We start from the raw sequence: 14,926 nt of genomic DNA on the forward strand, positions 1-14,926 counted from the left end.
ATGCATGAGCATACCGCTGCAGCTCCTCATCAGGTCGTTGAGTGGATGGGTGAAAGTGTCGCCGGCACCCGCGTGGGTGTCTGCCGACTGGCCGTCGATGCCAGCATCGGGCTTGAGCAACTGCAGCTCGCCCTCGGCACTGTCTGGCAGCGCCATGAGGCCCTGCGCAGCCGCTTGCGGGTCCCGGCGACCCGGCGCCAGCCCGTTCTGGAACGGGACGACGCGGCGACACCCTTGATCCGGACTCTACCCCAGGCGGGCGACCCCGAGGCCGCGGCGCAGGCGCTGCAAGCGGGCTTGATGCAAATGCCCCAGGTCACGGCCGACTGGCTGGGCGATGCGTTGCTGGTGCCTTGCGCCGATGGGCCGACCTTGTTGGCCTGGCGCCACAGGGCCGTCCTGGTCGATCCGGAAAGCTGGCTGTTGCTCTGTGAGGAACTGGCTGGCGAACTGCAAGGCTTGGCGCCTGCTTCCCGACTGGACTTCAGCGAGGTCGCCGGTTGGTTGGAGACCCAGTGCCGGCCTGCGGTGTATCCGGCGCCCGAGACCAGTGCCTGGATGGGGGCCGCCCAGGCCCCGGCCCCTCGCACGCAGGTCCAGGATGGAGTGGGCCTTGGCCCTCTGGAGTGCGTGGCGGCGTTTCTGTCGGTGCTCTTGCGGTTTCGTGTCGCTGGTGCACCGGCGTTGGACTTCTCCCGCTCCATCAGGTCGATCGTGGGGGATCAGGCGGGTGTCGGCGCCTACCGTATCGCGGTGCCAGTAAACATCGGCGTGGAACCGACGATGTCCGTGGCGCAGCTGATGACGGCCCTGGGTGAAGAACCGGCCCTGGCCCAACCGCTGGACTTCGATGCGCCGGCCCGGCCGGCGGATGCTGGCCTGGTCTGGATCGACACACCCCAGGCGACGATGGGGCCGCTGAGCGTGAAGGGCATTGACTGGATGGCCGGTGCCGTTCCCGTGGGATTGACCTGTCATCGCCTGGGCGACCGGTTGCAGGTCCAGCTTTACCACGACCCCCAAGTGGTGGATGGCGCGACCGCACAAGCGTTGCAGCAGGCGTTCCATTGTGCCTTGCAGAGCCTGCGGCACTCTTCCGATTGCCCGCTCGAGGACTTGCCTCTGAGCGCCGTGGATGCGTTGGCTGCGATCTCGACCGGTCCTGATGTACCGGGCTGGCAACGACCGTTCCTCAGCCTGTTCGAGGAGCAGGTTGCACGGCAGCCTTCAGCTATCGCCATCGAGTCGGTGGGTGGCGAGCGAATGCTCACCTATCAGCAGCTCGATCACTATGCCAGGTGCATCGCCCATGATCTGAAGCACAGGGGCGTGCAGCGCGGGGATGTCGTGGGCGTGGTGCTGCCCCGCAGCGTCGATTGCGTCGCGGCGATCCTTGGGGTCCTCAAATGTGCCGCCGTCTTCATGCCGATAGCGCCTTCGCTGCCCACCTCGCGTTTGCAGGCCTTGCTGGCGGGCGCTGGAGCGGCAATGGCAGTGGGCTCGGTCGAGGCCTTGGCCTGCGACCTGTGCTGTGAATGGCTCGATATCCGGCAGGTTGGCGATCAGCCGTGGCTTGCCACGGCGGAGGCGGTCGATCCGCAGGACATCGCCTATATCCTGCACACTTCCGGTTCCAGCGGCTTGCCCAAACCGGTGGAGCTGACCCACGGTGGCCTATCGAACTACCTGCAATACGCTGCCCGGCAGTACGCCCTGGCAGAAGGTCGCGGCGCCCTGGTGCAGTCGCCGGTCACCTTCGATCTGACCCTGACGGCATTGCTGGGGCCGCTGATCGTGGGCCAGCGCTTGTTGCTGGTGGACGAAGGCTCGCAGGGCCATGGTGCGGGCGCGGAAGTCGAGCAGGTGTGCGCGCAATTGCGTCGAGGGGACATCACGCTGCTCAAGGCCACGCCGTCCTACTTGCGTTTGCTCAATACGCTGTTGCCGCCCGAAGTGCTGTCGGGCGCCACCCGGGTCCTGGTGGTCGGCGGCGAAGCGCTGCCTTACCCGGTGATCGAGCCCTGGCTCCGAGGCTCCCAGCCAGCCCGGGTGTTCAATGAATATGGACCGACCGAGACGGTGGTCGGCTGTGCCTGGGCGCTGATCGACGGGCCCTGGCCGGACGGTGCGCCGGCACCTATCGGCGGCGCCATCGATAACGTACAGATGAGTGTGCGCGATCGACAGTGCCGGGCATTGCCGGTGGGGGCCATCGGTGAAATCTGTATCGCCGGGCGAGGTGTGGGACTTGGTTATCGCGGGAGGGCGCAGGAGAGTGCGCAGCACTTTGTTGCCATCCCAGGGGACCCTGGGCGTTTGTACCGCACAGGTGATCGTGGCCGGATGCGCTCTGACGGTACCCTGGATTATCTCGGGCGCCTGGATGACCAGTTCAAGCTCAATGGCATGCGCATCGAGCCGGGAGAGATCGAGCGCTGCCTGGAGTTGGCGCCGGGCGTCAAGTCCGCGGCGGTAGTCAAGTCCTGTAGTGCCGAGGGTGTCGAGTCGCTCACGGCGTTCGTCAGCGTCGAGGACGAGGGCACGCTTGAACTGCAGGCCTTGCGTGAACATGCCCGGAACCTGCTGCCAGCGGCGCTGGTGCCGGCACGCATGGCCGTGCTGGCCTCCTTGCCACTGACCGGCAATGGCAAGATCGATCGACAGGCCCTGGCCTTGAAGGCGAGCCAACAGCCGGCGTCGCCACTGCCTTGCTCCCTTGAACCTGCTGCCTCGCCCCTGGAGCAGAGGCTGCTGGACATTGTCATGCAGGTGCTCGGTGGCGTGCGGATCGGCGTGACCGATGATCTGTTCGACAATGGCCTGGACTCCATCCGTTCGATTTCCATTGTCGGCCTGGCTGCCCGTGAAGGCCTGTCATTGAGTGTCGCCCAAGTATTCGAACTGCGTTCGATCCGCGCCTTGGCCGCAGTGGTCGGGATCGCCAGCGACAGCGTTGCGGGAGTCGAGCCCTTTGCGCTGTTGCAGGCCTGCGATCGCCAGGCGTTGCCCGCCACGGTTGTCGACGCCTACCCGATCAGCCAGTTGCAGGCGGCAATGATCTTCCACTACGAGCTGGAGCGAGACAACGCGGTCTATCTCGATGTCTTCAGCTATCGGCTGGCGTTTTCCCCTCAGCTTGACACCTTGCGCGAGGCCGCGCGCTTGCTGGTGGCGCGGCATGAAGCCCTGCGCACCACCTTTGCGTTTACCGGCTACAGCGAACCGCTGCAACTGGTCCATCGACAGGGTGCGGACATCCTGGTCATCGAGGACCTGAGCCGCCATGACGAAGAGGCCCGGCAGGTCCTGATCGATCGAGCCTTCAATGAAGAGAAGGAGCGTGCCTTCGAGATCGACGAACTGCCGCTGATGCGCCTGCGGGTGCAGTGCCTGGACCGCGACACCGTGCAACTGACGATGAGTTTTCATCATGCTGTCATCGATGGCTGGAGTGATGTCAGCCTGTTGATGGAACTGTTCGGGCTGTATCGCGCGTTGCTGGAGCAAGAGCCCCTGCCGGCAGCTCCGGTGACGCGTTATGCCGACTACATGGTGCTTGAGCAACAAGCGCTCGCCAGTGCCGAGACCAGGGCGTTCTGGCAGCGCTACCTGGAGGATGCGCCGTCAGGCGTGCTGGGCTCCTCGACGCGCGTTCCCGGTGGCGCCAGCGCGGTGCAGGTGCATGCGGTCGCTATCGGCGCCGATCAGGCGCAGCGCTTGCGGGCCATCAGTGCGGCTCATTCGCTGCCGCTCAAGAGCCTGTTGTTCGCCGTGCATCTGAAGGTTCTCAGCCAGTTCAGTGGCCAGGCCGATTGCCTGACATCCATGGTCATGACGGGACGCCCCGAGCAGGCCGATGGTGAAAAGCTCGTCGGCCTGTTCATCAACAGCGTGCCGATCAAGGCCCAAGTGGGCCGCGCTTCCTGGTTAGAGCTCGGACGGTTGGCGTTGCAGGCCGAAGGCGAGGTGATGCCACACCGTCGGTTGCCACTGGCCCGGATTCAGGAGCTCAACGCCGGGCACCGGTTGTCCGACACCTTGTTCTACTTCACCCATTACCACATTGCCTCGGACCTGGAGAGTCTGGGGGTCAAGCTGCAGGCCCTGCGAGCGCATGAGGCTTCCAGCTTCAAGTGGGTGGCCAACTTCTCGGTCGATCCCTTTGACGACAGCATCAAGCTGACCTTGGCGACCAAGGGCGATGCCTTGTCCGAGCCTGAGCGCGAGCGAATGGCTGCCCTGTATGCCGCGGCATTGGCGGACTTGACCGAGACTGCCCAGACGGCTCCCGATGTGCCTTGGCAGGGCGAGGCTACCGCTGCCAGCGACCAGCCGGCACCTGCCATGCAGACGGTGATCGAGAGCATCCGCCAAGTGATCGCCCGCGTGCCCACCAGCAAGGCCGTGATCTGTGGCGAGCAGGTGCTCGATTATGCGGAGCTGGGAAAACGGGCGGCGTGGGCCCGTGCGCGTATTCGCCAGCAGGTAGGGTCAGGCGGCCGGGTCGCGGTACTCGCGCCTCGGTCGGAACGCTATATCGCAGCGCTCCTGGGTACCCTGGAAGCGGGGGCGATCTATGTGCCATTGGACCCGGCACACCCAGCGGGGCGGCACCAGGCCATTTTGCGGGATGCGCAGCCGGGCTTGATCATCACCGACGACCCGGCGGCCGTGCCGGGTTGGCCGCATCTGACCCTAGATGAGTTGCTGGCGCCTACGGCCATGCCGACGCAGGCGCTACCGGGTCCAGCTCCGGACGATCCGGCCTATCTGCTGTATACCTCGGGTTCGACTGGCAGTCCCAAAGGTGTCCTGGTGTCCCACAAGGCCCTGGCAAGCCTGTTTGATGCCATGACCCAGCGCCTGGGGTCGATCCAGGGCAGTACCTGGTTGTCGCTGACGTCGGCCGGTTTCGACATTTCCCTGCTGGAACTGCTCTATCCCCTGACCGCAGCCGCGAGCATCGTGATTCATGAAGGCGCCCAGGCCCTGCTTGCTTGCACCCAGCCGCCCAGTTTGCCTGCGGTGCAGTTCAGCCTGTTCTTCTTTGCCAGCCAGCCCGGACCCCAGGCTTATGGGTTGATGCTGGAGGCCGCTCGCCGGGCCGATCGGCTCGGTTTCCATGCCATCTGGACGCCGGAGCGGCATTTCCATCCTTTTGGCGGCCCGTTCCCCAATCCCGCTGTCAGTGGCGCGGCCCTGGCGGTGGCCACCGAGCACTTGCAGATCCGGGCCGGTTCCCTGGTACTGCCGTTGCACGATCCTTTGCGGGTAGCGGAGGACTGGGCAATGGTCGATGTGCTGTCCAACGGGCGCGCCGGTATCGCCATTGCCTCGGGTTGGGACCAGAACGACTTTCTATTGGCCCATGGAGGGCCGCAGAGCTTTGCCCAGCGTCGCGAACGAACCGTGGCGGCCGTCGATACCTTGCGTGCCTTGTGGCGTGGGCAAGCGCTGACGCTGGATCGTGGTGCCGGCGAGCAGACGGTCTCGACCTTTCCGCTGCCTGTGCGGGGGACGATTCCCCTGTGGCTATCGGCCTCAAGTGCCGCGCAGACCTTCGAGGCGGCCGGGCATATGGGGGCGGGAGTGCTGACTCACTTGCTGGCCCAGGACACTGGCGCGTTGCGTGACAATATCCAGCGTTATCGCCAGGCCGCGGCAGGCTCGGGTACGGTCAGCCTGATGCTGCATAGCTTTGTCGCGGCAACCCGGGATGAAGCGGAGCAAGTGGCCCGCGGACCACTCAAGCGCTACCTGATGTCGTCGGTGGACCTGGCCCGCTCGGTCTTCGGCCCGATGGTCGACTCCGCTCGCGAGGAAGACCTGGATTATCTGGTGGACCGTGGCCTTGAGCGCTACATGCACAGCGCCAGCCTGATCGGCAGTGTGCAGGACTGCGTCGAGCGTGCGCGGGAGCTGGTGCAGATAGGTGTCAACGAATTCGCCTGCCTCATCGATTTCGGCATCGCTGACGCGCAAGTCCTGCACGGCCTGGAGCGGCTTGACCAGGTACGTCGCGAGCTGCAGCCACCGGCACCGGCCTGGGCGGACCTGTCGGTGGCCGGGCTCTGCGCTCGTCATGGCGTGACCCACCTGCAATGCACGCCCACGATCCTGCGCGAGTTGCTTAGCGACACGCGCAGCCGTGCCGCCATCGCCAGCCTGGACACGTTGCTGGTAGGCGGCGAAGCGCTGCCCCAGCATGTCGCCGATGACTTGCTGCAAGCTGCGCGCGGCCGGGTTTTCAATGTCTATGGACCTACCGAAACCACCATCTGGTCGTCGGCCTGGCAGCTAGTGCCAGGCGCGGTGCGTATTGGTACGGCGTTAGGCAATGGCGCCATTTACCTGCTGGACGCCAACGGCCGGCCGGCTGTCGAAGGGCAACCAGGGGAAATCTGCATCGGTGGCCAGGGACTGGCTGAAGGCTACTGGCGGCGCGAAGCTCAGACCGGTTCGGCCTTTTGCCGGCTATCGCTGCACGAAGGGGAGGCTCCCATACGGCTCTATCGCACGGGCGATCTGGGACGCTGGGACGAGAACGGACAACTGGAGTTTCTTGGACGCCAGGACCGCCAGGTCAAAGTGGGTGGACAGCGGATCGAGTTGGCAGAGATCGAGGAACAGATTCGTTCCGTCCAGGGGGTGGCCGATGCGGCTTGTGCTATCGACGACAGCGGTGCGATTGCTGCCCTGGCGACGGTGTATCCGGGGGGCGATGTCGATGTCGCGAAGATCCGCGCGCACCTGCAACAAACCCTGACCAGCAGCATGCAACCCTTGGCCCTGGGGATCGGCGCGTTGCCGAGAAATCCCAATGGCAAGCTCGACAGTGCTGCCCTGATCGCCCTGGCCTGCGGTGCGCGCGCGCAGGAACGAGCGCCGCAGGAGCCGTTTGTGGCGCACGCGACGGCGATTGCCGACACCCATGCACAGCGCATTGCGCGGATCTGGGAGCAGACCCTGCTGCAACCGCCAGAACGTAACGACAGCGACTTCTTCAAGTCCGGTGGCAACTCCTTGCGGGCCATGGTCATGGCCAGTCACTTGAGCCAGGAGTTGGGTAGCAAGGTGTCGGTGCGGACGATTTTCGAGAACCCGGGTTTTGCAGGATTGGTTGCGGCTTTATCGCAGAGTCCGCGCCAGGCGCCATCGCCGCTGGAGCCGCCACCCGTGGCGAAACTTTGGCCAGCCAGCTACTCCCAGGAGCGGCTGTGGCTGGTGGAGAGGATTCTGCCCGACCACGCGGCATACAACGATTCGATGCTGCTGAGCATGGTCGGCGATGTCGATCGCCAGCGGGTGGTCCAGGCGCTGGAAACGCTCAGCGCGCGGCATGACGCCTTGCGCATGACCTTCGAGGAACATGAGGGGCGCGTCCAGGCCCGCTTCAACCAGCAACCGGCATTGGACTTCGCCACCCTGGACCTGCGTGACGTCGATTCGTCGCAACGTAGCCTGGTCGCCCTGGAGCACGCTCGCAGGGAAGCGCGCCTGCCGTTTGACCTGGAGCGCGGGCCCTTGCTGCGGGCGCGTTTGCTGCGCCTGGGCGACCAGCATCATTACTTGCTGGTCACCGTGCATCACATCGTCTGCGATGGCTGGTCGCTGTCCATCATGCTCAACGAGTTTTCGATACTCCTGGGCGACGCGCCCCAGGACTTGGCTCCGAGTACCTTCAGTTACCGTGAACATATCGCTGAGGAACGCCGTCGCTTGACCGCCGAGCGCCGTAGCGTGCTGATCGATTATTGGACCCGGCAACTGGATGACCTGCCGGCGCCCCTGGAGCTGCCGCTCGATTTCGCCCGGTCCAAGGTCGAGACCTTTTGTGGTGCGGTGGTCAACCATGTACTGCCCAACCGGCTGCTGGCCAAGCTGGATGCACTGGCGGCAGCTGAAGGGGCCTCGACCTACATGCTGTTGATTGCTGCGGTCAGCGTGGTGCTGGGGCGGATCACGGGTCGGCGCGACATCGTGCTGGGAACCGACGTCGCCAACCGCTTTTCCTCCCTCAGCGGCGATGCCGTAGGGCTGTTCGTCAACCAGATGGTGCTGCGCTCGCAGTGGCTGGGCGAACACAGTTTTCGCCAACGGATCAAGGTTGAACGCACGACGATTCTCGATGCGCTGGATCACAGTGACCTGCCGTTCAACGAACTGATCGACGCGCTTTCGCCAACTCGCGACCTGAGCCGCAATCCCCTGTTCCAGGTCGCCTTCACCTACCAGGAGCCGATGGACTACAGCCAGCTCCAGCGCAGTGGCCCGCGTTTGCAGAGGATACCGCTGGACATCGGCATCTCCCGGGTGGACCTGGAGATCAATGTCACCCGTAACGCCGAAGGCCTGTCGATCGACGCTATCTTCAACAATCGCCTGCAACGGCGGGAGAGTATCGATCAGCTGTTGCAGGCCCTTGAGGTGTTCCTGGAGCAGGCCCTGGACGATCCGGATGCTCCGGTCATGCAGATAGAGCTGTCGAGCGAGGCCGATCGCCGGGTACTGGAAGGGGGACTTGGCAGTTTCACCCAGGATCATGGGTTGGGTCCGGTGAATCAGTTGCTCCGTACCTGGGCCAGCCGGACCCCGGACGCCATGGCCATCGGCGATCAGGAGCAGTCTTTCAACTACCGGCAACTGAGCGAGAAAGTCGACGCGTTGGCCCGTGGCCTTGCCGGGCAAGGCATCCAGCGCGGTTCGCTGGTAGCGACCTGGCTCAAGCGCGACACCACGCTGGTTGTGGCAATGCTGGCCCTGTGGCAATTGGGGGCAATCTACTTGCCCATCGATCCGGAGCACCCTGCGAGCCGTTCGCGCGAGGTCTTGCGCAAGTCCCGTGCCCAGGCCGTGTTGACCTGCGAGCCCTTGCTGGACGATATCCCGGCGCTGCAGTGGGATGGACCGCTGTTGGTGGTCGAGCGCTGCCAGATCGACGGTGCGCCGCTGCCCCTGGCCCAGGCCCTGGAACGCGAGCCGGCCTATGTGCTGTTTACCTCCGGTTCCACAGGTGCGCCCAAGGGCGCGATCGTCCTGCATGAAGGAATGATCAACCACCTGGGGGCGAAGATCAGCGACCTGGAGCTTGGTGCCCGGGATTGTCTGGCGCAAACCGCGCCGCAGACCTTCGACATTTCCATCTGGCAGTTCGTGGCCCCATTGATGGTCGGCGGCTCGGTACGGGTTCTCGACGACGACACCGTGCGCGATCCCGGCTTGCTGATGCAGGCCTGCGATGACTGGGGGATCACCATCCTGGAGACGGTGCCTTCGTTCCTCGAACTGTTGCTGGGCCTGGCCCAGCGTCGTGATACGCCGCCCTTCGCCGACCTGCGGGTCATGCTCTCCACCGGGGAGGCGTTGGCGGTCATGCTTTGCCGACGCTGGTTCGCGCTGTTTCCGGACATTGCCTTGCTCAATGCCTACGGCCCGACCGAATGTTCCGATGACGTGACGCATCACCTGATGACCCAGGCACCATCCGACGATCAGGCCTGCATCGCCATTGGCCGGCCGATTGGCAACGTGCGCTTGTATGTTCTGGACGAAAACGACCGCCTGTGTCCGCCAGGCGCCGTGGGCCAGTTGTGCGTTGCCGGCATCGCGGTGGGGGGCGGTTACCTGCATGACGCCCAGGTCACCGAGAAGGCCTTTGTCGCAGATCCCTTCGATCCGCAATCCGCACACCGCCTGTATCGCACTGGCGATCTGGCGCGCTGGACCCCGGACGGCCTGCTGGAATACCTGGGGCGTATCGATAACCAGGTGAAGATCCGTGGTTGTCGCATCGAACTCGGCGAAATCGAGACCGTGCTCAACCGCGAGCCACTGGTCAAGCAAAGCGTCGTGACCGTTCTGGAAGACGACCAACAACGTAAGCGCCTGGTGGCGTATGTCTCCCCGGACTGGACCCACGTAGAGGCGACATTGGACCAGGAGATGCAGAGCGGTCGCGAGCAGGAGTGGCGTTCGGTCTACAACTATTTTTACGAAAACGAATCGGCGGCGGTCCATGGCCCGGTCGACCCGACGTTCGATACGACCGGTTGGAACGACAGCTTCACCGGGCTTGCGATCCCGGCGGTGCAGATGCGTGACTGGCTGGATCAGGCCCTGGGGCGGATGCGTGCCTTCAAGCCGCGACGGGTCCTGGAGATCGGTTGTGGTACCGGGATGGTGTTGTTTGGCCTGGCCGGCGATTGTGAACGTTACGTCGGCCTGGATTTCTCCGAGCCGGTGGTGCAGCGCCTGGGAGCGCTACTGGCGACCCAGCGCCCGGATTGGCAGCATGTGCGCCTGGAGCACTTGGCGGCAGATCAGTTGGCGAGGTTGGATGAGGTTGGCTTCGACCTGATTGTGCTCAACTCGGTGGTGCAGTACCTGCCCAGTTCGACCTACTTGTGCAGCGTGTTGCACCAGGCAGTGGAAAAGCTCGCACCCGGTGGACGGATTTACCTGGGGGACCTGCGTAGCCTCCCATTGCAGGCCGCTTTCCACAGGGCTTTGGCCGCCAGCGATGGGGCGCAGTATCCGCTCGATCAACTGGCCGCCCAAGCGGACAGTGCCATGGTGCAGGACAAGGAGTTGTACCTGGGGAACGCGTTCTTCGCCCGCTTGATGAACGAGCCCTGGATGGCTGCTCGTTCACCGGGCTTGATCACCTGGTTGAAGAGCGGTGCATTCGACAACGAGCTGACCCGCTACCGTTTCGATGCGGCCCTGACGTTCGATGCTCGCCGCGCCGCCTCATCCACAGTGTCGTTGCCGTGGCAGGCTTTCGCGGACGATGTTGCCGGGCTTGAAACACGCCTGGAGCGGTTGGGGAACGACAGCCTGGAGATCACCGGCGTGCCCAACCGGCGCCTGGATGCCGATCGCCAGCTGGCGGCCCGGATGGCGGATGAGAATCTACCGTCGATGAGCGCACCTGGCCTGGACTTCTTCGCACAACTGGCCGACCGCCATGGGCTGTCGTTGCAGTCGCGGTTTGCCGTCGACGAGCCTTTCGCCTGTGACCTGCTGTTCCAGGCCGAAGCGAGCAGTTGGGCACCGGCGCCCGGCAGTGGGGTAGGAGCCAACGAGCCGCTGCGCAATCGGGCGATGCAGCCGATCATGCAGCGGCTCAGGCAGCGGCTCGGCGAGCACCTTCCGGACTTCATGGTGCCCCATAGCATCACCGTGCTCGATCAACTGCCCCTGACGCTCAACGGCAAGATAGATCGCAAGGCCTTGCCCAAACCGCTGTTCGGCGGCCTTGATGGCGCTCAACAGGTGCTTGAGCCGCGTACCCGCACCGAGGAGGTCCTCAGTCGTATCTGGCAGCAGGTGCTGGGGTTGTCCGGTGTCGGTTTGCGGGACAATTTCTTCAGCCTGGGCGGGGATTCGATTCTGGCCATCCAGATCGTTGCCGCTGCCGGACGCGAAGGCCTGCGCTTGTCACCCAAGCAGGTGTTCCAGCACCAGACGATCGCCGAGCTGGCGGCGGTCGCCAGCTTGAGCCAGAGCACTGGCCAGGAGCGGGCGCCAGACGGTCCCTGTCCATTGGCGCCGGTCCAGGCCGAGTTCCTGGACCGCGATTTGCCGGTCCCTCAGCACTGGAACCAGTCGATCCTGCTCGGTGCGCAGCAGTTGGGCGATGAAGCGCTGCTACGTCGTGCACTGGAGCAGGTCTGCCAGGCCCACGATGCCTTGCGGCTGCGCTTTCGTCGGCGTGGCGACAATGGCTGGCAGCAGCACTATGTGGGCGCCGCAGAGCTGTTCGACCTGCGGGTGCTGCAGGCAGGAGAAACCCTGGAACAGCTGGGCGAGGCGCTCAATGCCGGGTTTTCCCTGGAGCAGGGGCCCTTGTTACGGGCCGCCCTGCAAACCGGTGACCAGCCGCGGTTGTTGCTCATTGCGCATCACTTGATCATCGATGGCGTGTCCTGGCGGGTCTTGATCGACGACCTCGACCAGGTCCTGCGCAATCCACAACAACGATTCGCTCCAGCGCGTACCGCCAGCTACCGCAGCTGGGTGGAGCGCTTGGTGGCGACGGCTGAGTCGCGTTCGCTGAGGGACGACCTGGGGTATTGGATGGAGCAGTCGCGACTGGGGCCGGCCCATCCCGTCGCCGGTGCTGCGACGGGCATCGCGCCCGGTATTCAGGTGCTTGGCGGAGCCTTGTCCGAGGAGTTGTCGGCGCGGATCCTGCAAGTCGGCACGGGCGCGCGTATCGAGGAAGTGCTGTTGACCGCGCTGCTGCTGGCATTGCATCAGGTCAGCGACTGGCCGGATGTGGTACTGGCCAGTGAGACCCACGGGCGGGATCTGTTCGAGGATCTGGACGTATCTCGCACGCTGGGCTGGTTCTCCACTCCTTTTGTGGTGCGTTTGCGCCTGCCACGTGCTGGCGGCCCCGCGCAAGCCTTGGGTGCGATCAGTGGGCAACTGCAGCGGGCACGTACGCTGGCGGCCAGCTATGGCGTACTGCGGACTTACGATCCTGACCCTGAACTGCGTCGCAGCCTGGCCAGCCAGCCTCCGGCAGAGTTGGCGTTTACCTATTTCGGGCGCACCAGTAGTGCGACCGAAGGCCAGCGCCTCTGGCGTGTCGAGGGGGATACCGGTGCTGTTCGCGCGGCGGAAAATGGCAGTGAAACGGCATTGGAAGTCAGTGCACTGGTCATCGACCAACGCTTGTCGGTGTTCTGGACCGTGGAACTGTCGCGTCTTGATCCGCAGTTCGTGGCGAGCGTCCTGGCGCTGTATCCACAGGTGCTGGCCAGCGTATTGGAAGTGGAGGGGGTGGACGCGCTGGACCTGTCGTTCACCGAGGACGGCGTGCTCGCGGCGGCGTTGAACGAGCTTCTGGATAACGCCACGCAGGACTGAATCAGGGATGTACAAGCGGTTGTCGAGCCTACTTCTTATTGGACAGACCAGGAGGTCGCAATGTTAGTCAACACGTCGCTCGAGCTGATCATGCGTGATGTTTTTCTGGAGCTGCCGGAGTTCGTACCGGGCTGCCGTACGGTACTCAAGCTCGAGGGCCACCATATAACGGGTTCGATCAAGATCAAGCCGGCGATAGCCTTGATCGAGGCGGCCGAAGCGAGCGGCCTCGCCACGCCGGGGGTGACCACTTTCATCGAGTCCTCCTCCGGTAACCTGGGTGTGGCCATGAGCTGCGTCTGTGCAAGCAAGGGGTATGGCTTCATCTGTGTCACGGACCCGATGGCGACGCAGGCCAATATCAAGGCCATCCATGCGTATGGCGGGCGGACCCTGGTAGTGGACCAGCGGGACGCCAATGGCGGTTTCGTCGGTACGCGGATCGAGGCCATCCGCCGGATCTGTGCCGAGGACCCCAATTGCGTCTGGCTCAACCAGTACAGCCACCCGGCCAATGTGCAGGCTCATCGCGAACAGACTGCCCGAGAGATCCTGCAGGTCTTTCCCGCACCTGATTGGTTGTTCATTGGGGTCGGGACTTCCGGAACCTTCATGGGGTGCGCCGAGGTGTTCAAGCGCGAGTCGCCGGGCACTCGGCTGGTGGCTGTTGATCCGCAGGGCTCGGTGAGTTTCGACAGGGCGCCGGGCAAGCGCCTCATTCCAGGCATAGGCGCCAGCCGGAAGCCAGAGTTGCTGGACGCTTCCCAGGCCGACGTGGTGGTGTCGGTCACCGAGCGCGATACCATCGCCACCTGTCGCGATGTGGCGCGCCGCTACGGCATCCTCCTGGGGGGATCGTCGGGCTCGGCGCTGGCGGCTATCGCCAGGTTGCCCGCGCCGCCAAGGCTCGGCGACACACTGGTGGTCATCGCCCCGGACCTGGGCGAGAAATACCTCGACACCCTCTATGACGATAATTGGGTCGCGCGGCATTTCTCAAGCCAGGAACGCGCCGTGGAAATGTCCTCATGAGCGGCGCGATGCCCTTCGCCGTGGTCGTGGGCGGTGTCATCGAGCGTTTGCTGGCGCAACAGCAGCAACCGGTCATGGACCTGATCGCGCGGGCTTACCAACTGCATGGCCAGGGTGAATCGATCAATCCCGACAGCTATTTCCTGCGCTTTGCGCAAAAACCCGATGCGCGAATCATTGCACTGCCGGCCTACCTGGGAGGCGAGGTGGACACGGCAGGATTGAAATGGATCGCCAGTTTCCCGGGCAATGTGCAGCAGAACCTGCAGCGCGCGTCCGCAGTACTGATCCTGAATGACTATGCCACCGGTTACCCCAAGGCCTTGCTGGAGTCCTCGGTCATCAGCGCTCATCGCACGGCAGCCTCTGCCGCGCTGGGCGCCAGGGCACTGAGTGGCGGCAGCGACCGGGTGCGCAAGATCGCCATCGTCGGCGCCGGGGTGATTGCCCGCCAGACACTGGACTATCTGTTTGCCGACGGCTGGTCGGCGGACGAGTTCGCCATTCACGACCTGCGTGAACAGGACGCCCGACGCCTGGGAGACTGGATCGGCGCCCAGGGCAAGGGCAAGACCCGGGTGGCGAGTGATGCCGAGGACTGCTGCGCCGGGGCGCAACTGATCGTGCTGGCGACTACGGCCGCCGCTCCCTACCTGACGTGTCACGAGCTGTTCGCCCATGCGCCCACGGTACTTAACCTGTCCCTGCGCGACATTCATCCGGACTTGATCCTGGATGCGCAAAACGTACTGGACGATATCGATCACTGCCTAAAGGCGAACACCTCTGTACACCTGGCTGAAATGCAAACCGGCAGTCGAAGTTTTGTCGCCGGCACCCTGCATGACGTGCTGAGCCAGCGCTTGGCGCCGGACCCTGCGCGAGCCCGGATCTTCTCGCCCTTTGGCCTGGGAGTACTGGATATCGCATTGGGCGACTTTGTACTCAAGCGGGCCCGTGCCAGTGGGCAGCAGCTTGAAATCGACAACTTCTTTGCCAGCACCGCCAGATGGTGAGC

3 protein-coding genes are annotated in these 14,926 nt (G+C 64.3%); all 3 read left to right on the forward strand.

Features of this window, described 5'->3' with window-relative positions:
• Positions 1-12,876, forward strand: coding sequence for a non-ribosomal peptide synthetase (locus C4K39_RS13770; protein ID WP_124346691.1), 12,876 nt, complete (start codon positions 1-3; stop codon positions 12,874-12,876).
• Positions 12,877-12,966: 90 nt separating this feature from the next.
• A complete protein-coding gene (sbnA, locus tag C4K39_RS13775) occupies positions 12,967-13,908 on the forward strand; it encodes a 2,3-diaminopropionate biosynthesis protein SbnA (RefSeq protein WP_217884179.1) in 942 nt (313 codons plus the stop codon).
• Positions 13,905-14,924 (forward strand): 2,3-diaminopropionate biosynthesis protein SbnB, encoded by a 1,020-nt coding sequence (sbnB, locus tag C4K39_RS13780; protein ID WP_124346693.1) that lies wholly within the window; start codon positions 13,905-13,907, stop codon positions 14,922-14,924. Before sbnA ends, sbnB begins: the two co-directional genes overlap by 4 nt.
• Positions 14,925-14,926: the final 2 nt, after the last annotated feature.

Origin of the sequence: Pseudomonas sessilinigenes (assembly GCF_003850565.1) — a bacterium.
In the GTDB taxonomy this organism is placed as follows: Bacteria; Pseudomonadota; Gammaproteobacteria; order Pseudomonadales; family Pseudomonadaceae; genus Aquipseudomonas; species Aquipseudomonas sessilinigenes.

Excerpts from the sequence above, each read along its gene's own strand:
- sbnA (WP_217884179.1), top strand. The coding sequence starts at position 12,967 with ATGCGTGATGTTTTTCTGGAGCTGCCGGAGTTCGTACCGGGCTGCCGT.
- sbnB (WP_124346693.1), top strand. The coding sequence starts at position 13,905 with ATGAGCGGCGCGATGCCCTTCGCCGTGGTCGTGGGCGGTGTCATCGAG.
- C4K39_RS13770 (WP_124346691.1), top strand. The coding sequence starts at position 1 with ATGCATGAGCATACCGCTGCAGCTCCTCATCAGGTCGTTGAGTGGATG.